Consider the following 26,002-nt stretch of genomic DNA (forward strand, 5'->3'; position numbering starts at 1 on the left):
GGGCTGACCATGGTGGTCAGCCCGCCGCCGTCGTCAATTTTGCGGGTCGTCATGCGGGTGTCGTCAGGCAGCGGTGCGGCTGCGCCGGCGCTGCTGGAGCACCAGTCCCACGAGGCACAGCACAACGCCGGCGACGCCGACGGACACGAACCCGCCGGAGGACCCCATACCGTCAATAAAAATTCCCGCGAGCGGTGCGCCGAGTGCCACGCCGGCAGTCAGCGCGGAACCGTACCAGCCCATTGCCTCTCCGCGACGTTCCTCAGCCACCAGGTCCGCCACTTTCTCGGACGCGGCGGACAACACCGGAGCGCACAGGAGGCCGGGCAGGATCGAGACGAACGCCAAAGTCCACGTATCGTGCGCGAAGCCCATCGGGATGGTCAGGGCGGCCATCCCCAGAAGAAGGACAATCGGCGAAACCGGGCGGTGCATGGCGCCATAAACGAGGCCGCCAACCACGGACGCAGCACACCAGAAAAGGAACACAATACCGATCTCACTTTGGTGTCCGCCTGTTTCGAGAGCTGCGACGATGCCGACGTCCGTGCCGCTGAGCACCATCCCGGCGCCCGCCGCAACCGCAAAGACGGCCGCGACAGTGGCCGTGAACCACGCGAAGTTGTGGGCCACCCTTCCCCGGAGACCGGGTCCGCCATGGGTAGCGGCGGGCATCAGGTCTGCCGCCGCCTCCTGGACGTGGGCTGGTGCGGCGGAGACCACGGCAACTTCCGCTGCGTGGCGTTGGTCCGCCTCACATTCCTCGGTCTGGGCGACGCTCCGGGTGGGCGGGTTGAACCACATCAGGAACAGCCCTGCCAGTGAGGTGGAGACGCCAACGATGGTCAGCCCCAGTACGGAGTAACCACTGGTAGCCACCACGGCTCCGACGGCGGGGCCGATCATGAACACCATCTCGGTGGTGATGGAGTCCAGGGCGAAGGCGGTCCGCCGCTGGTCGCCGTCTGCCAGGACGCCCAGGGACTGGCGGAGGACGCTGAAGATCGGGAGCGTCAGCAGCCCGCCGATGAAGACCAGCGGCAGCAGCCATTCGTACGTCACGTGGGGCACGGCAGACCAGATGACTGTTTCGGAAACCACCGACGGGATGAGGGCCCTGCGCAAGCCCACTGTGTCCACGCGCCGGCCGCGCCACGGCGCCCCGAGCGCTATGCCGATGGTCATCACGGCCGCGGCCGCCCCGGCGGCAGCGTAGCCTTTGTCCAGCGTCAGGACGATGTGCAGGGTCAGCAGGACGCCGGCGGCGGAGTGCGGGATACGGGCAATCATGCCTACGAGCAGCAGCCGCCTAATGGGGCGAACGGAGAGCAGCTCCCGATATAGGGCGAAATTCACGGAAATTCCTTTGGTCTGCCGCGGGCAGCCCGAGGGGTCTCCCCGCTGACCGTCAGCTATTGAAAAGCGCGCCTCAACTTGATTTCGATCGAGTCAACCCGCTCCCCAAACAATACATTCCTGGACCAGGCGGATTGGAGGCCGGCCACAAGCTCCTGGACCGCGGCGGCGTCAAGGCCGTCCTCAAGGTAAAGCACCATCTGCAGTTCGGGACCCGCGCCCCCACCCGGCAACGTGTCACCGGTCCCAGTAGTTGAGGCGACGCCGGCCCCAGGCAGGAGTCCGATATTCCGGACGGCGGGGAATCCGGTAGCAGCCTCCGCTATGGTGGCGGCCACTTCGCGGTCAAGGTAGGAGGGCACCCAGGTGCGTTGCTGGGCCAGTGCCCACACGGCAGGACGACGGACCACAAACGTGACCTCAGAACCGGGATCCAGCACCAGGAGTTCGGCCTGTTCCGACACCGCGGAGAGGGCAGCCCTCGCGGCGTACACAGCCACCGGCCGGGCATCCGGGTGCCAGTTGGACAGCGCCTGGGCGGATGTGAAGGCGGGCATTGCGGTCCTGCCGTCGGCTGCCTTCAGCATCACGAGCGCCATGTCCGCTTGCTTGTCAGCCGTCAGGCCGTCTTCGCCTTCGGCTTCTTCCGCGAGCTGGGCAATAATGGGGATAAAGACCCTTGCTGTCGCCAGCGAGGCGACGACGGCCGCCTCGTCTCCGCTTCCGTTCCGAAGCGCCGCAACCGCGGCGAGGTATCCGGCGTCGGCCGTTCCGTCGTCGTCCTCGAAGTTGTGGATCTTCCCGTCGTCCCCGGCCAGGCTTCGGCCCTGCCACGGCCGGCCCGCCGAGTCTGCCGCTCCACCGGCTCCGGCGAGGGCTGCTGCGATGTGGCCGGGCAGGTGCCGCTGCGCCGGTCCGGCCGTGCCGGAAATGCTGCCGGACGCGCCGTCCAGGCCAGGTGCAGTGCCGTTCGGTTCCATCCTGTCAGGCTGACCGGGGCTTAGCGGCGGCCAGCGACGTCGAGGGCTTCGGGCAGCGTGAAGGCTCCGGCGTAGAGGGCCTTGCCCACGATGGCGCCTTCGACGCCCAGCGGGACAAGGGAACGGAGCACCTTGAGGTCATCGAGGCTGGAAATGCCGCCGGAGGCCACCACGGGCTTGCCGGTCTTCTCCACCATCTGGCGCAGCAATTCCACATTGGGCCCTTGCAGGGTGCCGTCCTTGGTGACGTCGGTGACAACGTACCGGGCGCAGCCGGCCTCCTCCAGGCGGCCGAGGACCTCCCAGAGGTCACCGCCCTCCTTGGTCCAGCCGCGGCCTGCCAGCGTGGTTCCGCGGACGTCGAGGCCGACGGCGATTTTGTCGCCAAAGCGGTCGATGGCCCGGGCTGTCCATTCCGGGTTTTCCAGGGCCGCGGTGCCAAGGTTCACTCGTGCCACGCCGAGGTCCAAGGCAGCTTCCAGTGATTCATCGTCCCGAAGTCCGCCGGAGAGCTCCACCTTGATGTCCAGGCGGCCCACCACTTCGCGGAGGAGTTCTGCATTGGAGCCGCGGCCGAACGCGGCGTCGAGGTCCACCAGGTGTACCCATTCGGCGCCCTGCTGCTGCCAGTTGAGGGCGGCTTCCAACGGAGTGCCGTAACTCGTTTCGCTGCCGGCCTCACCCTGCACCAGCCGGACGGCCTGGCCGTTCACGACGTCGACGGCGGGGAGCAGTTCAAGAACCGGCAGATCGTTTGCGGTGGTCATCTCAGAATCCTCAGGTAGGTGTGCAGCTGTTAGTGGGAGGTGGCCCGGTGCGGGCTAGCTTCCGGGAAAGGTCAGCAGGGCGGCAGCCAGCAGGGACATGCCGGCCAGGACGTAGAAGCCAATTTGGGTCCAAAGCGGCTTGTGCTGCTGCCGGAAGGACAGGGCACCGCCCACCAGGAGGCCGGCGAGCCCCATCAGGACAATGGACCACATCTAGGCGTTGCCATCCGCGGGTGCAGGCTTCCGCAGGGCGTCCACCCAGTTGCGCAGGAGGCGGGCTCCGGCGTCGCCGGATTTTTCCGGGTGGAACTGGGTGGCGCAAAGCGGTCCGTTCTCCACGGCAGCGATGAACGGCGCGCCGTGCTCGGACCAGGTGACCTTGGGCGGTGCCATGCGCGGCTGCACCACGTCAAAGTTCCATTCCTGGACGCCGTAGGAGTGCACGAAGTAAAAACGCTGGTCCTCGACGCCTGCGAACAACTTGGACCCTTCCGGCACTTTGACGGTGTTCCAGCCCATGTGCGGTACGACCTCCGCCGGAAGGAGTTCCACCTTTCCGGGCCACTCCCCCATGCCTTCGGCCTCGGTGCCGTGTTCCACACCAGCCTCGAACAGGACCTGGAGGCCTACACAGATACCCAGCACTGGACGCCCGCCGGCGACGCGCCGGCCGATGAGGCGGATGCCGTCCACGGCTTTCAGTTCGCGCATGACCGTTTCGAAAGCGCCGACGCCGGGGACCACGAGGCCGTCGGCGTTCAGTACGTCCTCGGGCTTGGAGCTGAGGATGACTTCTGCCCCGGCCCGTTCGAGGGCGCGCACGGCGGAACGGACGTTACCGGACCCGTAGTCGAGCACGGTGACGGTGGGCTTGCCTTCGGGCGATTCCGGCTTCTTCAGGGAAGCCGGGTCGATCACGGCGCCGTCGCGGAGGATCTGGCCGCTCACAGGGCACCCTTGGTGGACGGAATGCCTTCTACACGGGGATCGGGCTCCACGGCTGCACGCAATGCACGGGCGAATGCCTTGAACTGTGCCTCGACGATGTGGTGCGGGTCCCGGCCGGCGATGACGTTCATGTGCAGGCAGATGCCTGCGTGCAGCGTGATCGCCTCGAAGACGTGCCGTGTCAGCGACCCGGTGAAGTGGCCGCCGATCAGGTGGTACTCCTGGCCGGCAGGCTCGCCGCCGTGGACCAGGTAGGGCCGGCCGGAGACATCAACTACCGCGTGCGCCAGGGCCTCATCCAGCGGCACGGTGGCTTCGCCGAAGCGGCGGATGCCGGCCTTGTTGCCGAGGGCTGTGCGCAGGACTTCACCGAAGGTAATGGCGACGTCTTCCACGGTGTGGTGGACATCGATGTGGGTGTCGCCGGTGGCCTTTACTGTCATGTCAATGAGCGAGTGCTTGCACAGTGCCGTGAGCATGTGGTCATAGAACGGGACCGAGGTGTCGATGTTTGAGACGCCGGTTCCGTCGAGGTTGATCTCCACGAGTACTGACGATTCGCTGGTGGCACGCTCCATGCGTGCGATGCGGGACGCGGCAGTGCTGGATCCGGTGGAACTCATGGTCATATGTCCTTTGCGAAGAAGGAGTGATTGCCGGCGCGCGCAGCGCGGCTAACTCAAGTTTAGGCGGGCAGCTTTGCCTGGCTCGCCAGGATGGCTTCCAGGGATGTGAGGAAGGCAGTGGTTTCTGTCTCAGTCCCGGCTGTGACGCGCAAATGGCCGGGGATTCCGACGTCCCTGATCAGGACGCCGGAGTCCAGCAGCTGCTGCCAGACGTCGTGGGGCCGGTCCAGTCCGCCGAAGAAGACGAAGTTCGAGTCCGAAGCGGCGGGTTTGAGGCCCATCCGTGTGAGCTCCGAGACGATGCGGTCACGCTGCTTCTTGATGTCCTCAACATCGGCCATCAGCGCCTCGCGGTGCTGGAGGGCGGCCAAGGCCGTGGCTTGCGTGACGGCGGACAGGTGGTAGGGCAGCCGCACGAGGCGCAGGGCGTCCGTCACTTCGGGGGCGGCAGCCATGTAGCCCAGCCGGGCTCCGGCGAGGGCAAAGGCCTTGCTCATGGTCCGGGTGACGATGAGGCGTTCCCGGCCCGGCAGCAGGGTCAGGGCGCTCGGCGTACCGTCGTGGGCAAATTCGTGGTACGCCTCATCCACAATCACGATGGTCTGGCTGTCCTCGCCGGCGGCGTACACGGCCTCCACAACATCCAGCCCCAGCCCTGTGCCGGTGGGGTTGTTGGGCGAACTCAGGAAAACGATGTTCGGCTGGAGTTCCTTCACCTGCAGGGCGGCTGATTCGGCGCTGAGGCCGTAGCCGAGCGCACGCTGGCCGGCAACGTACTTTGTGTCGGTGCCGCTGGCCAGTAGGGGGTACATGGAGTACGTGGGAGGGAAGCCCAGGGCCGTGCGGCCGGGTCCGCCAAACGCCTGGAGGATCTGCTGAAGCACTTCGTTAGAGCCGTTGGCTGCCCAGATGTTGGTTGCGTCAAGACCGTGGCCAAGGTACTCGGCCAGCGCAACGCGGAGATCGGAAAATTCACGGTCCGGGTAGCGGTTCAGGCCGGCGGCTGCCTCGGTGACTGCTGCGCTGATCGCGGCCCGTACGTCCGCAGGAACGCCGTGGGTGTTTTCGTTGACGTTCAGCAGAATGGGAACATCCAACTGGGGAGCCCCGTACGGGGTCAGGCCACGGAGGTTGCTGCGGAGGGGAAGGCGGTTCAGACGCTCTAGCTGGTCATTCACCTGAACAGTTTAGTGCCGAAGCATGGACCCCGAAAATGTGACGGTCAGCGGCAGCGTCACTTCACAGGTACAAACAGCTGCTGGCCTGGCACGACAGCGCCGGCAGTGAGGTTGTTGAGCTGGACGATGTCCGCTATCACGTCGCGGGGATCGCGCTCGGGTGCAACCGCTGCCGCGATCGCCCACAGTGACTCCCCGGACTGTACGGTGACGGACACTGTCGGTGTGATTGAGAGATCGGCTGCGGAGTCTGCTGCCTTGGCGGGGGCGTTCAAGAATCCCGCCAGCAGGAAGATCAGGACAGCGAGCAGGACCAGCGGGATGCCGATCAGGACCACCCGTCCGCGTCGCGTCAGGCGAAGGGGCGGCAACTGCTCCTTGCCGGGGCGGACCTGCGGGACTGACGTGAGGTGCTGTACCGAGACGAACTGCGGACGGGAGTCCTGCGATGCTGAAAACGCTGACATGAAATGAGCCCTCCTGGACCATGCTTTGCTGCCCGGAGTGTTCCTTCCGCTTGTCCGGCGAAGCGGACGTTCCCGAAGTATTCGAATCTTCGAACGCTTCCGGATGCGAATAGAACACATGTTCGAACTTTGCTTCTTCTGTTTTAGCACTTATCAACGAACATTGTCGAGACTCGCTAGAACAAATGTTTGAAAAAGTGTTGCGGCTGGCCTACGTTTGAACCAAGGATCAACCACCCGAAGTACAGCCACCTCTGTAGTTGATCAGCAGGGTCTGACAATCAATGCCGGAGGCTCCCGGCACCCGGCGCCGGAGGCACCGGGGCAACGGAAAGGCATTGGCTAACATGGCAGCAGCAGCCGGCGGCAGGGCGACCCCGCGGGGTCCACAGCCCCAGAGGACTCCCAAGGGGCTGACTGCCCGTCAGAAGAAGATCCTGGAAACGATCCAGCGTTCAGTCAATGACAACGGATACCCCCCGTCCATGCGCGAAATTGGCGACACCGTGGGGCTGGCCAGCCTCTCCAGCGTGACGCATCAACTCTCGCAGCTGGAGAAGTTGGGATACCTGCGCCGGGACCCTAAGCGGCCACGGGCCATGGAGGTCCTGATGCCGCTCACCCTGGACGGCGGGACTGCCAAGGCTCCCGGCTCCGCCGCACCGGCAACCCTGCGGGGCATCAGCGGCGGGAAGGTAACGGAGCTTTCCACTGCCATGGATACGGCCATGGTTCCCCTGGTAGGCCGGATCGCAGCCGGCGGGCCGATCCTTGCGGACCAGGTGGTTGAAGACGTGATGCCCCTCCCCCGCCAACTGGTCGGTCAGGGCGAGCTCTTTATGCTCAGGGTGGCCGGAGACTCCATGGTGGACGCGGCCATCTGCGATGGCGACTGGGTGGTGGTGAGGCGCCAGGCCGACGCCGTGAACGGGGACATCGTCGCAGCCCTCCTGGACGACGAAGCAACCGTCAAGACGTTCCGCCAGCGGGACGGCCACACGTGGCTGTTGCCGCAGAACACGCAGTACGAACCCATCCTGGGCGACCACGCCACCATCATGGGCAAGGTCGTTTCGGTTCTGCGTTCACTCTAGGTACATTGCCCAGCAGCAAAAAGATCAGCTGAGCCCGTCCACAAGGGCTGGCTCAGCTGATCTTCGCAGTTAACTCAGGCGTGCTCTTTGGACAGCCGTTCCAGCGCCGCAAACGCAATCTTTCGATCTGTGGTGGGCCAGAAGGGCGGCAGCGCACCCCGGAGGAACCCGGCGTACCTCTCGGTTGCCAGCCGTGAATCAAGCACCGCCACCACACCTTTGTCCCCGGTGGACCGGATCAGCCGGCCGGCACCCTGGGCAAGACGGATGGCGGCATGAGTGGCGGAGACCGACATAAAGCCGTTGCCGCCGGCCTGGGCGACGGCCCGGGAACGGGCAGTCATAAGGGGGTCGTCCGGCCGAGGGAACGGAATGCGGTCAATCACCACCAGCCGACAGGAGCCGCCGGGTACGTCCACTCCCTGCCACAGGGACATGGTTCCGAAGAGGCATGTGTCAGGCTCGTCGGCGAACTGCTTGACCAAGGCGGTCATCGTGGAATCGCCCTGGCAGAGGATGCTCAGTCCCAGACGGGGCCGCAAGGCGTCGGCTGCTTCTTCTGCGGCGCGGCGTGAGGAGAACAGGCACAGTGCACCGCCGCCTGAGGCCCTGATCAGCGCCTCGAGCTCCTCCAGCGCCTCCGCGGACACACCGCGCCCGGGCTTGGGCAGGTGCCCGGCAACGTACAGTATTCCCTGCTTTGGGTAGTCAAACGGGGAACCGACGTCAATGCCCGTCCAGCTCGGGGCGCCCGGGCCCACAAGGCCCAGCCCGCCGGCGGCCGGCTCGAAAGCGGAGCCGATGGCCAGTGTGGCCGAGGTCAGCACTACGGTGTGGCCTTCGAACAGTCCCTCGCGCAGCTTCCCTGCGACGCTGAGCGGTGCGATGTTTATCAGTGCCGGTGCGGCGTCGTCGGGCTGCGCATAGCCTTGCTGCGGATCGAAGGTGCTGGCACGCGAGAACCACACCACTTCCCGGTTCTCCCGGGCCACGATCAGCCGTTCACACAGTTCCAGGATGAGCATCAGACGTGAGCGCGCGAGCTGCCGCCCGCCGTCGGCCGCCTGGCTGCTGTCCCCCTTCGAGTCGGACAGGGCAGCCCTGCAGGCGTCACGCAGCTGGTCGATGCAGTCCAGCTGCTCGTCATTAAGTCCGTTGGGAAGGAGCCCGTTGGGAACCCCTGCCAATGCCAGTTCCAGGTTGGCGGCCGCAGCGTTGAGGGCGTCCACCGTAATGGCCGTGTGCTTCCGCGCTCCGGCAGCCGCCGCATGGACCATCGCTACGGACAGCTGCCCGGACACCGCACCGGTCACCCGGTCCTGTAGCTCGTGCGCCTCGTCAACCACCACGACGTCGTATTCGGGCAGGACAGCCAGCCCCTCGAACGCGCTGACGGCGAGCATCGCGTGGTTGGTGACCACAACATCGGCGTCGGCCGCGTCCTGGCGGGCGAGTTCGCTGAAGCATTCAGCGGCCATCGGGCACTTCTGCGCCCCCAGGCATTCCATCGACGTCACCGAAACCTGCCGCCAGGCACGGTCCGTGACACCCGGGAGGAGTTCGTCACGGTCGCCGGTAGTGGTTTTTTGCGCCCAGTCGCGCAGCCGCACTACCTCTTTGCCCAACTGCGACGCCGGTCCCCCGAGAGCGGCTGCGAAGTGCGGCACGCTGGTGTCCTCGCCAAGGGAAAAAAGCTGGCCTTCGGAGGGTTCCTCCGAGGGAAACCCGCCTTCAAGCTTGTGCCGGCAGACGTAGTTGGAGCGACCCTTCACCAGCGCCACCTTGACGGGGCGGTCCAGGGCCGGGGTGATGGTCTTCAGCAGCCGCGGCAGGTCGCGGCCCACAATCTGTGTCTGCAGGGCCAATGTTGCGGTGGAAACCAAGGTGGGCTTGTTGCTCACCAGCGAGTGCGCAATGAGCGGAATCAGGTAAGCCAGCGACTTTCCCGTTCCAGTGCCGGCCTGGACCAGGAGGTGGTCGCCGGTTTCGATGGCACGGGCCACCTGCCTGGCCATCTCGTGCTGGCCGCTGCGGCTTTGTCCGCCCATTCCGGCCACGGCACGGTCGAGCAGTTCGATCACGAACTGCTCGCCGGCCGTGCCTGAAGGCTCACCTGCCACCGGTTCAGCCATTGCTGACGAATGATTCCAGTTCAGCCGCGAGGCCTTCCCGGACCATCACCACTGCCCGCGTTCCGTCCTCGCCATGGTCAAGGCTGAGGATTTCCGCGTCGGTGTCATGCAGTTTGCTGATTACGTCGCCACGATTGTAGGGAATGAGGAGTTCAAGCTTGACGCTGGGCCGCGGGATCGAGCTGCTGATCTCGCGCAGCAGCTCCGCGATCCCTTCGCCGGTCCGCGCCGACACCACCACATGGCGGGGTTCGCGCTGCTTGAGGCGTTCGATCACAAACGGATCCGCGGCGTCTGCCTTGTTCAGGACGATGATTTCCGGCACCTTGCGGGCATCGACTTCGCTGAACACCTTGCGGACTGCGGCGATCTGGCCTTCCGGGTCCGGGTGCGAGGCATCCACCACATGCAGGATGAGGTCCGCGTCCGCTACTTCCTCCAGTGTGGAACGGAATGCCTCCACGAGCTGGGTGGGAAGGGAGCGGACAAAGCCCACGGTGTCCGCCAGGGTATAGCCCAGGCCATCCGCGGTCTCCGCCTTGCGCACGGTCGGATCCAAGGTGGCGAACAACGCGTTCTCCACCAGAACGCCAGCGTCCGTCAGCCGGTTCAGCAACGACGATTTCCCGGCGTTGGTGTAGCCGGCTATGGCAACGGACGGCACTGAATTACGACGCCGGTTGGCCCGTTTGGTTTCCCGGGCCGGCTTCATCGCGGCGATCTCGCGCCGCAGCTTAGCCATGCGGGTACGGATCCGGCGACGGTCCAGTTCGATTTTCGTCTCACCGGGACCACGCGAACCCATACCGGCGCCAGCGCCGCCCACCTGGCCACCAGCCTGGCGGGACATGGATTCGCCCCAGCCGCGCAGGCGTGGCAGCAAGTATTCGAGCTGAGCCAGTTCCACCTGGGCCTTGCCCTCACGGCTCTTGGCGTGCTGGGCGAAAATGTCCAGGATCAGGGCCGTACGGTCAATGACCTTGACCTTGACGATGTCCTCCAGCCCGCGCCGCTGGGAGGGAGCCAGTTCGGCGTCAACCACTACGGTATCCGCGCCGGTGGACATCACGATTTCCTTGAGTTCCAGGGCTTTGCCTGACCCTAGGAACGTTCCGGGGTCCGGTTTGGCTCGGCGCTGGACCATGCCGTCCAGGACTTCCGAACCGGCGGTCTCGGCCAACGCTGCAAGCTCACGAAGTGAGTTCTCAGCGTCCGCGAGCGTTCCTTCGGCCCACAGGCCAGCCAGGACCACGCGCTCCAGGCGCAACTGACGGTATTCGACTTCGGTGACGTCTTCGAGTTCCGTGGACAACCCTGCCGTGCGGCGGAGTGCCCGGCGCTCTTCGAGGTCCTGCTGGTCGCCGTCGTAGGCGCTGTGTTCTTCTTCGAGGCGGGAGATCGCCTGGGCTTTGCCGAACACCGCCCTGCCGTCGCCTTCTGTGGCGGGGCCTCGTTTTGCCGGAACATCCTTGGAAAGAATCCGGTCGATGACAGCTTGGATTTCCTCCGGGCTCATATCCTGGGCTGCTGGATCGGATCCGGTGTTGGGCTGGCTGGTCATGGTCTCCTTTGAAGATTCGGCATTTCCAGAATAGTGCCGATTGCTGGTGAGTGGGGACGTATTCGCGCTGGGCTGACGGCTGGCGGTCATCCAGGACTCCTGTCTGTTGCGCACACCGTACAAGCGATGGCGTGCAGCGTAGGATCCACGCCTTCGAAAGGGTGGACGAAGTGGTATGCGCAGGCAACGTCAGGAGGGGCGCAGCGGGAAGCTGGCTTCGAGTATTGCCCGGCGGTCGGACCAGCCGGCGAAAGCTTGGTCGATGACGCATCTGCGGAAGGTAGGAAACCTGCATCGCTGCGGGACATGGCTGCGGGACGGGTTCAACCCGTGCCGGCTACTCGAAGATCAGGAACATGCCTTCCAGATTAGCAGACCCGGTCCCCCGCGGTTTCCCTTACGCTTCAGGGCCAACTAATCTGGCCAGTTATGGAGTCCGCACACTATTTCAGCGCATCGCCCGCAGGGCCCTTTACCCGCAAGCCGCTCACGGTGGATCTCGCTGGGGAAACGCGCACACTGCAGACATCCGGTGGCATCTTCAGCCCTGACGGGATAGACAAGGGCACCGCCGTCTTGCTCGCCGAAGTCCCGGCGCCGTCGCCGTCGGGAAACCTGCTGGACATCGGCTGCGGCTGGGGTCCGATTGCGCTCACGATGGCCCTGAAGTCGCCGGCAGCCCATGTCTACGCCGTGGACGTCAACGAACGCTGCATCACGCTGACAAACGAAAATGCGGCTTCGCTCGGCCTGGGCAACGTGACGGCCAGCATGCCGGAGGCCGTGGACCCGGAACTCCGCTTTGACACGATCTGGTCCAACCCGCCGATCCGGATCGGTAAGGAGGAACTCCACTCGCTGCTGAAGCTGTGGATTCCGAGGCTGGCGCCTGGCGGCTCAGCATGGCTGGTGGTGCAAAAGAACCTCGGCTCCGATTCCCTTCAGCGCTGGCTGTCCCAGGAGCTGGACGCCTCGTTCACCGTCACCCGGGAAGCCACGGCCAAATCCTTCAGGATCCTGCGGGTCAGGAAAGCGTCCCGCTAGCCACAATCACGGCCGGGCCGCTGAGTTCGACGTGCTCGTGCCCACCGGCTCCGGCAAAGAATTTAACGCCGACGACGCCGCCTGGCACCTTGACGTTCCAGGCGTCTGGTGCGCCGGCCCCGGCCCAATGCCGGATTGCCACGGCAGCGGCGCAGGCGCCTGTGCCGCAGGATTGCGTTTCGCCGACACCGCGTTCGTGGACCCTCATGGTGATGGTGCCTACGCCGTCGTGCACCAGCGGCTCCGCGGGGACCACGAATTCGACGTTGGTTCCGTTGACGGGTGTAGGATCGACATGCGGCGCGGTGAAGAGCCGGGTGGCTTCCAGCTCGGAAAGCTCGGCGAGGGCCACCACGGTGTGCGGGTTGCCCATGCTGACGGAGATGGCGGGGCGGGGTACTTCCAGGCCATCGGCCGTGACCAGGGAGTCCATGGCTTTGGCGGTGGCCGCGCCGGGGAAGATGAACTGCCAGGGGCCCATGTCGACGGCGTAGTCCTCGCCCGTGCGGACGACAGTCTTGACCCCGCCGCGGGTTCCGATGGTCAGGGCCCCGCCGTCGGGCAGGTCAACCAGGCCCTCGGCCCGGAGGAAGTGGACGAACACACGGACGCCGTTGCCGCACATCTCAGACAGGGAGCCGTCTCCGTTGCGGTAGTCCATGAACCATTCCGCGTCCGGTGTTCCTTCGAGCAGTTCCCGGCCCTCGGGCAGGTATCGCGATGGCACGGCGCGGATGAGTCCGTCGCCGCCTATGCCGCGGTGCCTGTCGCACAGCGCGGCCACCTGGTCTGCGGCAATAGTGTGGACACCGTCAGGGTCAGCGACCAGGACAAAATCGTTTCCTGTACCGTGCCCTTTAGAGAAGCGGAGTCCGCCCAAGGCGGCGAAGGCGGGCTCGAGAGTCACAGCAGGGGTAGCGTCCATGCTCCAAGGCTACCGGCCAAAGGCAGGGCCACAGAAACCCGCCCCCGGCCAGGGAACTGCGTGGGTTCAGGTGCAGAGCGCCGCCGCGCGGGTTTCAAGGTCGGGATCCTGCCAGTCCAGCCAGCTGATCCGGGGATCGGCACGGAACCAGGTCAGCTGCCGCCTGGCAAACTGCCGGGTCGCCACGATGGTCTCCTCGACGGCTTCCTCGACGGTGGCGCCGCCGTCGAGGACTTTGAGGAACTGGGAGTAGCCCAAAGCCCGCGGGGCCGTCTTGCCGCGGCGCAGGCCTGCCGCGTCCAGTCGGCGGACCTCTTCCAGCAGCCCCTTATCCACCATGCTATGAACGCGCTGCGCCAGCCGTTCGCGCAGCTGATCCCGGTCTACGGCCAGTCCGATCTGGAGGGCGGGCTGGAAATACTCCCGCCGGGGCATGAAAGAACTGAAGGGCCGCCCAGTGAGCTGGTGGACTTCCAGCGCCCTGATGATACGCCGGGCATCTGAGACACGGTCGGCCGAAATGGGGTCGACGACACGGAGCCGGGCAAGGAGCGGCCCCGAACCTTCGGCCGCATAGTCCGCTTCCAGCTGGCCGCGTACGTCAGGGTCGGTTCCCGGGAACTCCAGGACGTCCAGCGCCGCACGGACATAGAGTCCGGAACCGCCGGCCAGGATGGCACGCTTACCACGTTGGTGGATGTCCGCGATGATGGCGCGGGCCTGCCGCTGGAAGTCCGAGACGCTCGCTTCCTCGGTGACGTCCAGGGTGTCGAGCAGGTGGTGGGGAACTCCCCTGCGTTCGGCGGTGGTGATTTTCGCCGTGCCAATGTCCATACCGCGGTAGAACTGCATGGCGTCGGCGTTGACCACCTCGCCATCCAGGGCCAGGGCCAGGTTGACAGCGAGGTCGGACTTACCGGACCCGGTGGGGCCAACAACGGCTATGACCGGTGGGGGTGCCACCGGTCAGGCGCTGCGGACCGGCAGGGACGGCATGCCAAGCGAAACCCCGGTGCGGCCGGCTCCGGTCTTTGCCGAGCCCGGTGCCGGTGCGCCGCAGGAGTCGGCCTGCGACCTGTCCCAGGCGTCACCAGCTCGTGAACGCCGAAGGCTGTAGTCCTCCACAGTGGGATCGGCCACGAGGTGGAAAGCTGCGGCTTCGGTAATGGTAACCGTCACGAGGTCACCGGGGCGGGGCGACGGCGCCCCGACCGGGACTGAGAAATGCACCAGCCGCTGGTCCTGGGAGCGACCGGAGAGCCGGTGGGTTTCCCCGGCTTTGCGTCCGGACTGTGCGGTGACCATGACTTCCACCCTGCGGCCCAGCTGTTTGGCGTTTTCCTCCGCCGCGATTCTGTCCTGCAGGGCGGTAAGGCGCTCGAATCGTTCCTGGACGATGGCTTTGGGCAGCTGGTCCGGAAGGTCGGCCGCCGGGGTGCCCGGGCGCTTGGAGTACTGGAACGTAAAGGCAGTGGCAAAGCGGGATTTCTCCACGACATCCAGGGTGGCCTGGAAGTCCTCCTCGGATTCGCCGGGGAAGCCCACGATGATGTCAGTGGAAATGGCGGCGTGCGGGATTTTCTCTCGGACCTTGTCCAGGATGCCGAGGAACTTGGTGGACCGGTAGGACCGCTTCATGTCGCGCAGGACTTTATCCGAGCCGGACTGCAGCGGCATGTGCAGCTGTGGCATGACGTTGGGCGTTTCGGCCATGGCGTCGATGACGTCGTCGGTAAAAGCCGCCGGATGGGGGCTCGTAAACCGCACCCGTTCCAGGCCTTCGATCTCTCCGCAGGCACGCAGGAGTTTGGAAAAGGCCTGCCGGTCGCCGAACTCAACACCGTAGGAGTTCACATTCTGGCCGAGCAGGGTGACTTCAATGGCGCCGTCATCCACGAGGGCCTGGATTTCGGCCAGGATGTCGCCCGGGCGGCGGTCCTTCTCCTTGCCGCGCAGGGCTGGAACGATGCAGAAGGTACACGTGTTGTTGCAGCCGACTGAGATGGATACCCAGCCGGAGTAGACCGAGTCCCTCTTGGTGGGCAAAGTGGAGGGGAACACGTCAAGGGATTCGAGAATCTCCAGCTGCGCTTCGTTGTTGTGGCGCGCGCGGTCAAGAAGGGCGGGCAGAGCGCCCACGTTGTGGGTTCCGAAGACGGCGTCCACCCACGGTGCCTTCTTGAGGATCGTTTCGCGGTCCTTCTGGGCCAGGCACCCGCCGACGGCGATCTGCATGCCAGGGTTGGCCGCCTTCACCGGAGCCAGCATGCCGAGGTTGCCGTACAGCTTGTTGTCGGCGTTCTCCCGGACCGCGCACGTGTTGAAGACCACCACGTCGGCGTGGTCACCGTCTGCCGGCACGTAGCCGGCGTCCTCGAGCATGCCCGCCATCCGTTCGGAGTCGTGCACGTTCATCTGGCAGCCGAAGGTGCGCACCTGATAGGTACGCGGCTGCACGGCAGGGTCGGCTGACGGGACGGTACCGGATGCGGGGGAAGGAATGGTCAAACTCACCTGTTAAGGGTACCGGGTCGGCGGAAGCGCCGCTTCGCTGGCAAACCTACACAACCGATTACCCAAACCGGGGCGCCCACGACGCGGACGGGCTAGTCGTAGGGCAGACCATCCGCCGGACCGTCCTCACCCGCGTAGCCGGCGCGCGAGGCCAGCACCTCACCCACGATCCTGAATGCCTGCGATGGCTGGTATCCCTTGCGCGCAAGCATGGACGCGAGCCGCCGCGTGGTCTTATCCCGCTCTGACCGGTCCGCCAGGTCCGTGCCCGGATGGAGCTTCCGCTCCACAAGCACGCGGGCCGCGGCTTCCTCGTCCTCATCGGAGAGTTGTTCCAACGCTGCGGCGGCCGTATCAGAATCGATCCCCTTGTCGGCAAGCTCGCGGCGAAGAGCGCCCTTGGCCAGTTTCCGCGACTGGGCCCGGCTGCGCACCCACATGTCCGCAAACTCGGCGTCGTCGATGAGCCGCACTTCCTGGAATCGGTCCAGCACGGACTCGGCAACGTCCTCGGGGATGTTCCGCTCCGCCAGCTTTCGCGACAGCTGCAGCCGGCTCTTGGCCGAACTGGTCAGCTGCCGCAGCACTATCGCCCGCGCAACCGAGGCAGGATCCGGTTCCGGGTCTGATGCAACTGAGGAATCCGGGCTTGGCCCGTCCGATCCGAAGCCGGAGCGTCCGCCGCCCCGGCCCCTCCGGCGTCGACCTGGGCCGGTGCCAACGCCCGGGCCCTGCCCGTCCACGAAGTCCGGGGTATCCCTAGAAGCCGTCAACAGCCTTCAGCTTCGGTGTGTCCTTGGAATCCGCCTCGGCAGGCTTGACGCCAACCCCAAGCTTTTCCTTGATCAAGCGCTCAAGCTCGGCAGCGAGTTCCGGGTTGTCACGCAGGAACCGACGGGAGTTCTCCATACCTTGGCCCAGTTGGTCGCCGTCGTACGTAAACCATGAACCGGACTTCTTGATGATGCCGTGTTCCACACCCATGTCGATGATGCCTCCCTCGCGGGAGATGCCCTGGCCGTAGATGATGTCGAATTCGGCGATCTTGAAGGGCGGTGCCATTTTGTTCTTGACGATCTTGGCCTTGGTGCGGTTACCGACGGAATCGGCGCCTTCCTTGAGCGTCTGGATGCGGCGTACGTCGATGCGGATGGAGGCGTAGAACTTCAAGGCCTTACCACCGGTGGTGGTCTCGGGGGAACCGAAGAAGACGCCGATCTTTTCGCGGAGCTGGTTGATGAAGATTGCTGTGGTTTTGGTCTGGCTCAGGCGGCCGGTGATCTTACGCAGCGCCTGGCTCATCAGGCGCGCCTGCAGGCCAACGTGGCTGTCGCCCATGTCTCCTTCGATTTCCGCCCGGGGCACCAGCGCCGCCACGGAGTCGATGACGATGACGTCAAGCGAGCCTGAGCCGATAAGCATGTCCATGATTTCCAGGGCCTGCTCGCCGGTATCCGGCTGTGAGACCAGAAGGGCGTCCGTGTCCACGCCCAGCTTGGCGGCGTACTCCGGGTCCAGGGCGTGCTCGGCGTCGATGAAGGCGGCAATACCGCCCTGGCGCTGGGCGTTGGCCACGGCGTGGAGCGCAACGGTGGTCTTACCTGAGGATTCCGGTCCGTAGATCTCCACAACGCGGCCGCGGGGAAGCCCGCCAATTCCGAGGGCGACGTCCAGCGCGATGGATCCGGTGGGGATGACCTCGATGGGGGCGCGGACTTCGTCGCCCAGCCGCATAACCGAGCCCTTGCCGAACTGCTTGTCAATCTGTGCCAGCGCTGCGTCGAGCGCCTTTTGACGATCCGGGGCTGCCGCCATGGTTCACACCTCTAATGCTTTCTCATTGTGGAGTGGCCTCAGCGGCCGTTTCTTGGTCATCTCTGACGCTAATGGCACCCACAGACATTCTCGCCGGATGACATCGGCTATGTGGATAACCCACTACGAAAAGCATAGCTTTACCCGAACAGATATTCGAACAATCCGGCGGCGTGTCAGGTTGATGGCGGTCAGTCGCGGGCCGGCTTGATGTCCCGGCCCAGGCGGCGTTCCGGCGGGACGTCCTGGACGTCACACATCGCCAGCCAGACCTGCCGGGGACTCACTCCCGCGGCGAGTGCCTGGTCCGCGGTACGCCCGCCGACCCCGGCCAGGATCAGGGTACTGCTCAGGACCCGGGAGTAGCCGGAACCGAATTCGTCGTCCATCAGACGCCAGTAGTCACTGATTCGCACCAATAGAGTCTCTCATGGAGCGGGACCCTAGAATTGTTGCCATGAGCAACTCCCCTGACGTTTCCGCTCCTGCCGACCCTGCAGATAACACCGTTGACGCGGCGTTGAAGACTGTGGAGCACCAGATCAGCGTCTTTTGGCGAAGGGCACGGTCCGTCTCCCATCAGCTGTCCCGCCAGGTCCATCCCGACATGGAACCTGCCGCCTACGGGCTGCTGACGGTTATCCGGCGGGAAGGACCCATCCGACTCACTGACCTTGCCCTGAGTATCGGCGTCGGGAAACCCTCGGTCAGCCGGCAGATCGCGTTCCTGGAGAGCATTGGACTCATCTCCAAGGAGGCTGACCCCCTGGACGGCCGCGCGCAGGCGATCCGGCTGACGCCCAAGGGCGAAGAAAAAATGCACCAGGTCCAGGACGCCCGGCGTGAAGTCTTCCGCGAAAGGCTGGGGGAATGGCCGCTTGAGGATCTGCAGGCACTGGCGAAATACATGGCCAAGCTCAACGCCACCTATGAACGCGATGGCTTCCCCCAGGACGTGGCGCCCGCCAAAACGGAGCCCCAGCCACGAGACACCGAAAGCCTTTAAACACAGAAAGCCTCCGGCTGGTGCCGGAGGCTACTGTTAATGGTTCAGGGTGCTTACCGTGCGCCGGAAAGCAGTCCCTTGGAAAGTTCGTTGGTGAGTTCGGCGTTCAGGTCGCGGTCAAGATCGCGGCCGTAGCGCTGCGAGAACTCCTGGGGAACGGTGTCCGGAACAGCCACGCCCTCTGCGACGGCAACGCGGTCGCTGACTTCACGGAGCATGCTGGACAGGGGTACGTCCAGAGCAGAGCAGATCGAGGACAGAAGCTCTGACGAAGCTTCCTTCTGGCCGCGCTCCACTTCACTGAGGTATCCCAGGGAAACACGGGCACTGTGCGAAACTTCGCGGAGAGTACGCCCCTGACGCTGGCGGACATCGCGCAGAACATCACCAATTTCGTGACGAAGTACAACCATCTTGCGCTCCTTCTGTTCGCTCTTGCCCTGATCGGCGAGGCCCACATCCTTCCAGCGGACAACGCCGTTTACGGATACGGGCTGCTTTACCATCTGTATCGCCTTGCTCCTTATAAGTCCGGTTCGCCGTGGAGCGAACCGTGGTGGTGTATTCATCCTAGGCGCCTCCGCTATCCGGAAGCGACACAATGTAATAACTAATGGGTACCAGGATTTGTTCCCGGCTACTTTACCCCCGGTAACTTCAGGAAGATAGGGCCGCGAGGAGGCGCTCCAGCGCAGCGCCGCAGGCTTGGCCCCGGATCTCCGCGCGGTTGCCGGAAAAGCCGTAGTCGAAGGACTCGGTGCCGTCCGCGGTCGCGATCCCGATGTACACCGTCCCCACCGCCTTTCCGTCGTGTTCGTCGGGGCCGGCTACACCCGTGGTGGCAACGCCGATGTCCGAGCCCAAAGCCGTGCGGACGCCGGCAGCCATGGCAGCGGCTACGTCACCGTCCACGGACCCGGCGGACGCAAGCAGCTCTGGCGAGACACCCAGGACGTCCACCTTGACGGAGTTCTGGTAGGCCACCACTCCGCCCTGCAACATTCCGGAGGCACCAGCGGTGTCTGCCAGGATGGCTGACACCATTCCGGCGGTCAGGGATTCTGCGGTAGCTACGGTCAGCCCCCGGCCCAGGGCATTCTTGACTGTTTCCCGTGCGAGGTGGTGAAGGTTTGTCATGCCTGCTCCTTGTCTACAATGGCGTGCCGGATCAAGAGCCGCCTACTGGCTGGCAGCGCGTTTGCCCTGCGAACGGAGCCGCAAAGCTTCAACTACATATTCGACGCCGGTCCAGACCGTGATCAGCACGGCCGCCATCATCACGGCGAAAGCCACCCAAGCCAGCCACGGGGCGAGGGCGGCCAGTGGCAAGAGGTAGAGGAAAATCGCGGCGGTCTGAACCACCGTCTTGAGCTTGCCGCCGCGCGATGCCGGGATAACACCGTAGCGGATCACAAAGAAACGCAAGGCCGTGATGCCCCACTCACGGACAAGGATCACGATAGTGACCCACCACGGCAGTTCCCCAAGGACGGAAAGCATGACCAGCGCGGAGCCGATGAGCAGTTTATCGGCGATGGGATCGGCAATCTTGCCGAAGTCTGTGACGAGGCCGCGGCTCCTGGCGATGTCGCCGTCGAGCTTGTCAGTGTAGATCGCGACGGCGAACGCCAGCACGGCCGCCCAGCGCCACAGCCCCGACTCACTGCGCAGTCCGGGCGCATCGGCCACGAGGAACCAGATGAAGAACGGCACGAGCGCGATGCGCAGCATGGTCAGGATGTTGGGTAGATTCCAGATTCCTGAACTGCTGGAGCCGGCGGCGGTTGCTTCGGTGCTAGTCACCTTCCTAGGCTACCGCCCGGTGAGTGACCAGGCGTCTTCGGAACCGTCCTCGTCGTCGTTATACGAACTGGTGTCGGCCCCATCGAAGTATTCAACGTTCTGGCTGCGCTGGTCCAGGTCCTTGGCAACGAGGTCCTCGGCGTAGCCTCCCTGGGCAATATTGGCGTTAGCGTTGTCGCTCAGGGCAGCAGTCTGGGAATCCGGGGCCGCGGGGGCATCCTGGCCCTTCATGGCGGCCAGGACAGCGGCCAGGTCATCCGGTTTCACCAGGACGTCGCGGGCCTTGGAGCCTTCTGACGGGCCAACCACTCCCCTGGACTCGAGCAGGTCCATGAGGCGCCCGGCTTTCGCGAAGCCGACCCGGAGCTTGCGCTGCAGCATGGAGGTGGAGCCAAACTGTGTGGTGACCACGAGCTCCGTGGCCTGCAGCAGGACCTCGAGGTCATCCCCGATGTCGTCGTCGATCTGCTTTTTCTGCGCCTCAGGAGCGACGTCGTCGCGATACACGGCCTTCAACTGGCCCTTGACGTGCTCAACAACCTTGTGGATCTCGGACTCTGTGACCCACGCGCCTTGGACGCGCATGGCCTTGGACGCACCCATGGGCAGGAAGAGGGCATCGCCCTGGCCGATGAGCTTCTCGGCGCCAGGCTGGTCCAGGACAACGCGGGAGTCGGTCACCGAGGACGTGGCGAAAGCCATCCGCGACGGGACGTTGGCCTTAATCAAACCGGTGACAACATCCACGGACGGACGCTGGGTGGCAAGGACCAGGTGGATGCCGGCGGCGCGGGCAAGCTGGGTGATGCGGACAATGGAATCTTCCACGTCACGCGGTGCCACCATCATGAGGTCGGCGAGTTCGTCCACGATCACCAGCAGGTACGGATAGGGGCGGATGACGCGCTTGGAGTCGACCGGCGGGTGGACCTTACCGGCGCGGACTGCCTTGTTGAAGTCGTCGATGTGCTTGAAACCGTAGTTGGCGAGGTCGTCGTAGCGGGCATCCATCTCACGGACCACCCACTGCAGGGCTTCCGCCGCTTTCTTGGGGTTGGTGATGATGGGCGTGATGAGGTGCGGAACGCCTTCGTAAGCCGTGAGCTCCACGCGCTTGGGGTCCACCATGACCATGCGGACCTCGTCCGGGGTGGCGCGCATGAGGATGGAGGTGATCATGGAGTTCACGAATGAGGACTTACCCGCACCGGTGGCACCTGCGACGAGCAGGTGGGGCATCTTGGCGAGGTTGGCCACGACGTAGCCGCCTTCAACGTCCTTGCCCACGCCCATCACCATGGGGTGGTCCGTACGGCGGGCGTTCTGGCTGCGGAGCACATCGCCGAGCGAGACGGTTTCGCGGTCCGTGTTGGGGATCTCGATGCCGATAGCCGACTTGCCGGGGATGGGGCTGAGGATCCGGACGTCCGAGCTGGCCACGGCGTAGGAGATGTTCTTCGAAAGCGCCGTGACGCGTTCCACCTTGGTGCCGGGCGACAACTCGATTTCGTACCTGGTGACCGTGGGGCCACGGCTGAAGCCTGTCACCTGCGCCTCGACGTTGAACTGGTTGAGGGTTTCAGTCAGGGACGCCACGATGGCATCGTTGGCCTCGGTGCGCTCCTTGGGAATGGAGCCGGGCGTCAGGACATCCGAGGATGGAAGTGTGTAGGTGACGTCGCCGGCCAGCGAGAGCTGTTCCGTCCGCTGCGGAATCGGTGTGGGCAACGGAGCCGGCGCGACCGGGTTGGCGGGCACCTTGACCGGGTACAATGAGCCCGCGGCAACCATGCCGGGCGTCACCAGCGGAATTGCCTCGGTGGCGTTCTCCGCAGCCGAGGGCGCAGATGATGCCGTTCCCAAGCCCTGGGCGGCCTTGATTTTTTCGACGGCGATTTCCGCCTGGGTGGGGCGGCGAACGCCGGGGGCCAGACGCGGCCCCGAGCCCGGCTTGGAGTCGTTGGCGGGGTCGTCGTCGTCGATGACGGCATGCTCGAACGCTTCGTCCCCGACGTAACCCTCAAGGCCGGCGTCGGGGTCCTCGTCTTTTCCAAACAGACGCCGCTTCTTCTTTTTGGGCGCCGCCGCAGCCGCCGTCTGCTCCAGGTAGCTGCGATCGTGGCCATCCCCGGCCTCGTCCGGATCCTGCAGGTCAATTCCCATCAGGTGCTCGTAGGCTGCCCGGAGGCGCCGCGGAATCGCACCGAACGGCGTGGCCGTAATGATAAGCAGCGAAACAAATGCCAGCAGCCCATAAAGGGCCACCGGAACGGCCGCGTGAATGGCAGCAAGCGGAGAAGCGGCCAGGAAACCCAGCATGCCACCGGCCTGGCGAAGTCCGTCGAACCCGTCAGCAACAGTGGGCTGGCCGCCAACGATATGGGCCAGGCCGCAGCCGGCGAAAGTCATAATGAGGAAACCGATGCCCACCCGGTTGTTGCCCCGCCCGTCGGACGGCTGCCGGAAGAGACGGAACGCACAAACAAAAAGCATCAGGGGCAGCAGCAGTGACATCCAGCCGAACGTGCCGTTGACCACGCTGTAGACGGCATCGGGGAACCACCCGGTGAGGCCCCACCACGCAAAGGTGGCGATGAAGACGCCGAGCCCAAGGTTGAACAGTGCCGCGCCGTCCCGGCGGTCCTCTGCCGGCAGGTCGCTGACGTCGTGGCCGATCCTGCGGACGCCGCCTCCCACCAGGTGGCCAATGCCCAGCCACGCACCGCCCACCACGCGCACCGGCCACGGCTGGCGCTCTTCGACGGCAGGCAACTGGCGCGTCCGGGCAGTGCTGGAGGTCCGGCCGGTTTTTGACGCCGTGGAGCCGGCCCCGCGGCCAGTGCTGGTGCCGGATTTGGCACCGGCGGTGCCTCTGGCGGGGCCCTTGGGCGCGGAAGTAGTACGAGTGGCCATAGTTGCCACGCTACCCGAACCGCGGCGGAATTCCGCGGATTTCCGGCCTGTTCCGGCCCTCATGTTGCCCAAAGGGAAAGGGCCCGGTTCCGAAGAACCGGGCCCTTCAGTTACCCCACTGGCGGCTCGGGTTGTTACGCCTCAAGCACCACGGGGATGATCATGGGGCGACGGCGGAGCTTCCGGTTGACCCAGGTGCCCACCACCCTGCGGACAACCTGCTGCAGCTGGTGGCTGGTGTGGTCGGAGTGGTTCAGCACCGCCTCTTCCAACGCGGCGTTGATCTTGGGGATGATGTCGTCGAAGACAGAATCATCCTCGGCGACGCCACGGGCGTGGATCTCCGGTCCGGAGACCACCTTCCCCGTGGCACGGTTGATCACCGTGATGATGGAAATGAAGCCCTCGTCCCCCAGGACCCGGCGGTCCTTGAGGTCGGCATCCGTGATTTCGCCTACGCTGGAGCCGTCCACATAGACAAAGCCCACTTCAACCTGGCCAACGACGTCGGCGCGGTGGTCCTTGAGGTCGATGACAGTTCCGTTGTCCGCCAGGATGACGCTGGCCGTGGGTACGCCGGATTCGATGGCGATTTTGCCGTTCGCGATCAGGTGGCGGGTCTCGCCGTGCACCGGCATGGCGTTGAGCGGTTCCAGGATGTTGTAGCAGTACAGCAGCTCCCCCGCGGCGGCGTGCCCGGATACGTGCACCTTGGCGTTGCCCTTGTGGATCACGTCTGCGCCCAGCTTGAGCAGGCCGTTGATGATCCGGAAGACCGCATTCTCGTTGCCGGGGATGAGGCTGGAGGCCAGGATGACGGTGTCGCCGTCGCCCACCACCACGCGGTGGTCGCCGTTGGCCATCCTGGACAGGGCAGCCATCGGCTCTCCCTGGGAACCCGTGGACATCAGGACCACGCGGTTATCGGGCAGGTTGTCGATGTTCTTGATGTCGACGATGAGGCCTTCAGGAACGTCCAGGTAGCCAAGCTTCGCCGCGATGGCCATGTTGCGCACCATCGACCGGCCCACAAAGGCAACTTTGCGGTTGTGCTTGGCCGCGGCATCCAAGACCTGCTGCACGCGGTGCACGTGCGAAGAGAATGAGGCCACGATGATGCGCTTGGTGGCCTGGCCGAAGAGCCGTTCCAGGGTGGGACCGATTTCCTTCTCGGCCGTGGTGAAGCCGGGAACGTCCGCATTGGTGGAGTCGGACATAAAGAGATCCACGCCTTCTTCGCCCAGCTTGGCAAAGTGGCGGAGGTCAGTGATGCGTCCGTCCAGCGGCAGCTGGTCCATCTTGAAGTCACCGGTGTGCAGGACTGTGCCACCGGCCGTGCGGATGAAGACTGCCAGGGCATCCGGAATGGAGTGGTTGACCGCGACGAATTCGCATTCGAAGGGGCCGAACTTCTCCACCTGGCCCTCTTCAACCGTCAGGGTGTAAGGACGGATGCGGTGTTCCTGCAGCTTGGCCTCGATCAACGCGAGGGTCAGCTGGGAACCTACCAGGGGGATGTCCGCCCGCAAGCGCAGCAGGTACGGGACGGCCCCGATGTGGTCCTCGTGGCCGTGTGTCAGGACGACAGCCACAATGTCATTGATCCGATCCTCGATATACGAGAAATCGGGCAGGATCAGGTCGACGCCGGGCTGCGTTTCTTCAGGGAACAGGACACCGCAGTCCACCACGAGGAGCTTGCCGTCGATTTCGAACACGGCCATGTTCCGGCCGATCTCCCCGAGCCCGCCCAACGGAACGATCCGAAGGGTGCCTTGCGGCAGGGCGGGAGGGGTAACAAGGCCGGGAAGGGCGATTTGGGTCATAGTGCACTACTTTCCAGGCGGAAGGGTGCCGGTCTTAGCCTTAGGAAAAGACCAGCCCTCCTTCAGCCAAGTCCTCGCGGATGGTTTCGATCTCGGCTTCGTCCGGCTCCACGAGGGGCAAACGGACAATCGAGTTGGGCAGGACTCCCTGCCATTTAAGAATTTGTTTGGCCGCAACGGCTCCCTGGACGCGGGTCATCGTGGCCCGAATGACCGGGTGGAGCTCGAAGTTGATCTTCCGGGCCGTTGTGAGGTCGTTCGCGTTGACGGCGTCGATCAGTTCGCGGAATCGGCGGGTCGCGACGTGCGTGGTGACTCCGACGAGGCCGACGGCGCCCAAGGCCATCCAGGGAAGCGTCAGTCCGTCATCCCCGGAGTAGAAGTAAAGATCGGTTTCCGCCAGGACGCGCGTGGCTGCGGTGAAATCGGCTTTGGCATCCTTGACGGCGACGATGTTCGGGTGCTGCGCGAGGCGGATCATGGTCTCGGGCTCGATCGGAATGGACGAGCGGCCCGGAATGTCGTAGAGCATCACGGGCACATCGGTGGATGATGCGATGGCCTCGAAGTGTGCCCGGACGCCCGCCTGGCTCGGCTTGTTGTAGTAGGGCGTGACGAGCAGGAGCCCGTCCACGCCCAGCGCGGCCGCCTGCTGGGAAAGGTGCACTGAGTGCGCCGTATCATTCGTTCCGGTTCCGGCAATGATGGCGGCGCGATCGCCGACAGCCTCCTTGACAGCACGGAACATGCCGAGGTTTTCCTCATCTGTGAGGGTGGAGGTCTCGCCAGTGGTTCCGGTGACCACCAGGCCGTCGCAGCCGTCATCCACGAGCTTGGTAGCCAACTCTGCCGCCTGCGCGTAGTCCACTGCGCCGTCCTTGGTGAACGGCGTGACCATGGCGGTCAGGAGGGTACCGAGGGCAGGAATGTTCGCGGAGGTGTGAGGCATGGCAAAAACGTTACCCTGTCTGCGGCTGGTTAGGACAATGGCGGAGACGTGATGAACGTCAAATAGCGCCCTGCGGTGTCACGTTGTTGCGGCCGGCG

General features: G+C 64.8%; 25 protein-coding genes. 3 read left to right on the plus strand and 22 right to left on the minus strand.

All coding sequences use genetic code 11. The features are described 5' to 3' along the window. Positions 1 to 63: 63 nt before the first annotated feature. The 8 genes from ACFC25_RS14095 to ACFC25_RS14130 all read right to left on the minus strand — a co-directional run bounded on the left by ACFC25_RS14095 (position 64) and on the right by ACFC25_RS14130 (position 6,322). A complete protein-coding gene (locus ACFC25_RS14095; protein ID WP_337347649.1) occupies positions 64 to 1,356 on the minus strand; it encodes an MFS transporter in 1,293 nt (430 codons plus the stop codon). 56 nt (positions 1,357 to 1,412) lie between these two features. After that, positions 1,413 to 2,336: an SseB family protein gene (locus tag ACFC25_RS14100; RefSeq protein WP_376046150.1), complete on the minus strand. Its 924-nt coding sequence runs from the start codon at positions 2,334 to 2,336 to the stop codon at positions 1,413 to 1,415. A 20-nt stretch (positions 2,337 to 2,356) separates the two neighbouring features. Further along, a complete protein-coding gene (priA, locus tag ACFC25_RS14105; protein WP_066285946.1) occupies positions 2,357 to 3,103 on the minus strand; it encodes a bifunctional 1-(5-phosphoribosyl)-5-((5-phosphoribosylamino)methylideneamino)imidazole-4-carboxamide isomerase/phosphoribosylanthranilate isomerase PriA in 747 nt (248 codons plus the stop codon). 54 nt (positions 3,104 to 3,157) lie between these two features. Further along, on the minus strand, positions 3,158 to 3,316 hold the full coding sequence (locus ACFC25_RS14110; RefSeq protein WP_337347646.1) for a hypothetical protein: 159 nt from the start codon (positions 3,314 to 3,316) through the stop codon (positions 3,158 to 3,160). Further along, positions 3,317 to 4,051, minus strand: coding sequence for an imidazole glycerol phosphate synthase subunit HisH (hisH, locus tag ACFC25_RS14115; RefSeq protein WP_337347645.1), 735 nt, complete (start codon positions 4,049 to 4,051; stop codon positions 3,317 to 3,319). After that, entirely contained in the window at positions 4,048 to 4,674 is a 627-nt protein-coding gene (hisB, locus tag ACFC25_RS14120) for an imidazoleglycerol-phosphate dehydratase HisB (protein ID WP_337347644.1), read from the minus strand. The genes hisH and hisB overlap by 4 nt, the downstream gene beginning before the upstream one ends. A 62-nt stretch (positions 4,675 to 4,736) precedes the next feature. After that, the gene (locus ACFC25_RS14125; RefSeq protein ID WP_376046155.1) at positions 4,737 to 5,855 is read right to left on the minus strand and encodes a histidinol-phosphate transaminase; all 1,119 of its coding nucleotides are present in this window, start codon (positions 5,853 to 5,855) and stop codon (positions 4,737 to 4,739) included. A 56-nt stretch (positions 5,856 to 5,911) separates the two neighbouring features. After that, entirely contained in the window at positions 5,912 to 6,322 is a 411-nt protein-coding gene (locus ACFC25_RS14130; RefSeq protein ID WP_376046158.1) for a LysM peptidoglycan-binding domain-containing protein, read from the minus strand. A 347-nt stretch (positions 6,323 to 6,669) separates the two neighbouring features. On the opposite strand from ACFC25_RS14130, the gene lexA reads away from it, so the two are divergent. Next, entirely contained in the window at positions 6,670 to 7,416 is a 747-nt protein-coding gene (gene lexA / locus ACFC25_RS14135) for a transcriptional repressor LexA (RefSeq protein ID WP_376046161.1), read from the plus strand. A gap of 74 nt (positions 7,417 to 7,490) precedes the next feature. On the opposite strand, the gene ACFC25_RS14140 is transcribed toward lexA, so the two are convergent. After that, positions 7,491 to 9,548 carry an ATP-dependent DNA helicase gene (locus ACFC25_RS14140; protein ID WP_376046164.1) on the minus strand — a complete coding sequence of 686 codons (2,058 nt, stop codon included), beginning with the start codon at positions 9,546 to 9,548 and terminating at the stop codon, positions 7,491 to 7,493. After that, complete coding sequence (gene hflX, locus ACFC25_RS14145; protein ID WP_376046167.1) at positions 9,541 to 11,109, minus strand: GTPase HflX; 1,569 nt, start codon at positions 11,107 to 11,109, stop codon at positions 9,541 to 9,543. Before hflX ends, ACFC25_RS14140 begins: the two co-directional genes overlap by 8 nt. Before the next feature lie 429 nt (positions 11,110 to 11,538). On the opposite strand from hflX, the gene ACFC25_RS14150 reads away from it, so the two are divergent. Beyond that, entirely contained in the window at positions 11,539 to 12,153 is a 615-nt protein-coding gene (locus ACFC25_RS14150; RefSeq protein ID WP_376046170.1) for a class I SAM-dependent methyltransferase, read from the plus strand. On the opposite strand, the gene dapF is transcribed toward ACFC25_RS14150, so the two are convergent. From dapF to ACFC25_RS14180, 6 genes are all read right to left on the minus strand, one after another. Further along, complete coding sequence (gene dapF / locus ACFC25_RS14155; RefSeq protein WP_337352221.1) at positions 12,134 to 13,078, minus strand: diaminopimelate epimerase; 945 nt, start codon at positions 13,076 to 13,078, stop codon at positions 12,134 to 12,136. The two genes, ACFC25_RS14150 and dapF, sit on opposite strands and share 20 nt — an antisense overlap. 66 nt (positions 13,079 to 13,144) lie before the next feature. Further along, positions 13,145 to 14,041 carry a tRNA (adenosine(37)-N6)-dimethylallyltransferase MiaA gene (gene miaA / locus ACFC25_RS14160; RefSeq protein ID WP_376046173.1) on the minus strand — a complete coding sequence of 299 codons (897 nt, stop codon included), beginning with the start codon at positions 14,039 to 14,041 and terminating at the stop codon, positions 13,145 to 13,147. 3 nt (positions 14,042 to 14,044) lie between these two features. Next, positions 14,045 to 15,592 (minus strand): tRNA (N6-isopentenyl adenosine(37)-C2)-methylthiotransferase MiaB, encoded by a 1,548-nt coding sequence (gene miaB, locus ACFC25_RS14165; RefSeq protein ID WP_337347635.1) that lies wholly within the window; start codon positions 15,590 to 15,592, stop codon positions 14,045 to 14,047. Between the two features lie 92 nt (positions 15,593 to 15,684). Then, positions 15,685 to 16,182 carry a regulatory protein RecX gene (locus tag ACFC25_RS14170; RefSeq protein WP_376046418.1) on the minus strand — a complete coding sequence of 166 codons (498 nt, stop codon included), beginning with the start codon at positions 16,180 to 16,182 and terminating at the stop codon, positions 15,685 to 15,687. Between the two features lie 169 nt (positions 16,183 to 16,351). Next, complete coding sequence (gene recA, locus ACFC25_RS14175) at positions 16,352 to 17,407, minus strand: recombinase RecA (protein WP_337347634.1); 1,056 nt, start codon at positions 17,405 to 17,407, stop codon at positions 16,352 to 16,354. A gap of 191 nt (positions 17,408 to 17,598) precedes the next feature. After that, positions 17,599 to 17,823 (minus strand): DUF3046 domain-containing protein, encoded by a 225-nt coding sequence (locus tag ACFC25_RS14180; protein ID WP_337347633.1) that lies wholly within the window; start codon positions 17,821 to 17,823, stop codon positions 17,599 to 17,601. A gap of 41 nt (positions 17,824 to 17,864) precedes the next feature. Here ACFC25_RS14180 and ACFC25_RS14185 point away from each other — a divergent pair, with 41 nt between their 5' ends. Then, positions 17,865 to 18,413, plus strand: coding sequence for a MarR family winged helix-turn-helix transcriptional regulator (locus ACFC25_RS14185; protein WP_376046178.1), 549 nt, complete (start codon positions 17,865 to 17,867; stop codon positions 18,411 to 18,413). Between the two features lie 53 nt (positions 18,414 to 18,466). Here ACFC25_RS14185 and ACFC25_RS14190 read toward each other — a convergent pair whose 3' ends face one another. The 6 genes from ACFC25_RS14190 to dapA form a co-directional block, all read right to left on the minus strand. Further along, positions 18,467 to 18,919 (minus strand): helix-turn-helix transcriptional regulator, encoded by a 453-nt coding sequence (locus ACFC25_RS14190; RefSeq protein ID WP_337347631.1) that lies wholly within the window; start codon positions 18,917 to 18,919, stop codon positions 18,467 to 18,469. Positions 18,920 to 19,070: 151 nt separating this feature from the next. Beyond that, complete coding sequence (locus ACFC25_RS14195) at positions 19,071 to 19,550, minus strand: CinA family protein (RefSeq protein WP_376046181.1); 480 nt, start codon at positions 19,548 to 19,550, stop codon at positions 19,071 to 19,073. A 42-nt stretch (positions 19,551 to 19,592) separates the two neighbouring features. Further along, positions 19,593 to 20,216 (minus strand): CDP-diacylglycerol--glycerol-3-phosphate 3-phosphatidyltransferase, encoded by a 624-nt coding sequence (gene pgsA / locus ACFC25_RS14200; RefSeq protein ID WP_337347629.1) that lies wholly within the window; start codon positions 20,214 to 20,216, stop codon positions 19,593 to 19,595. 9 nt (positions 20,217 to 20,225) lie between these two features. Next, a complete protein-coding gene (locus ACFC25_RS14205; protein ID WP_376046185.1) occupies positions 20,226 to 23,129 on the minus strand; it encodes a DNA translocase FtsK in 2,904 nt (967 codons plus the stop codon). 134 nt (positions 23,130 to 23,263) lie between these two features. Next, positions 23,264 to 24,955 carry a ribonuclease J gene (locus tag ACFC25_RS14210; RefSeq protein ID WP_337347627.1) on the minus strand — a complete coding sequence of 564 codons (1,692 nt, stop codon included), beginning with the start codon at positions 24,953 to 24,955 and terminating at the stop codon, positions 23,264 to 23,266. Positions 24,956 to 24,995: 40 nt separating this feature from the next. After that, positions 24,996 to 25,904 (minus strand): 4-hydroxy-tetrahydrodipicolinate synthase, encoded by a 909-nt coding sequence (gene dapA, locus ACFC25_RS14215; protein WP_337347626.1) that lies wholly within the window; start codon positions 25,902 to 25,904, stop codon positions 24,996 to 24,998. Positions 25,905 to 26,002: the final 98 nt, after the last annotated feature.

Origin of the sequence: Pseudarthrobacter sp. NPDC055928 (assembly GCF_042270935.1) — a bacterium.
GTDB lineage: Bacteria > Actinomycetota > Actinomycetes > Actinomycetales > Micrococcaceae > Arthrobacter.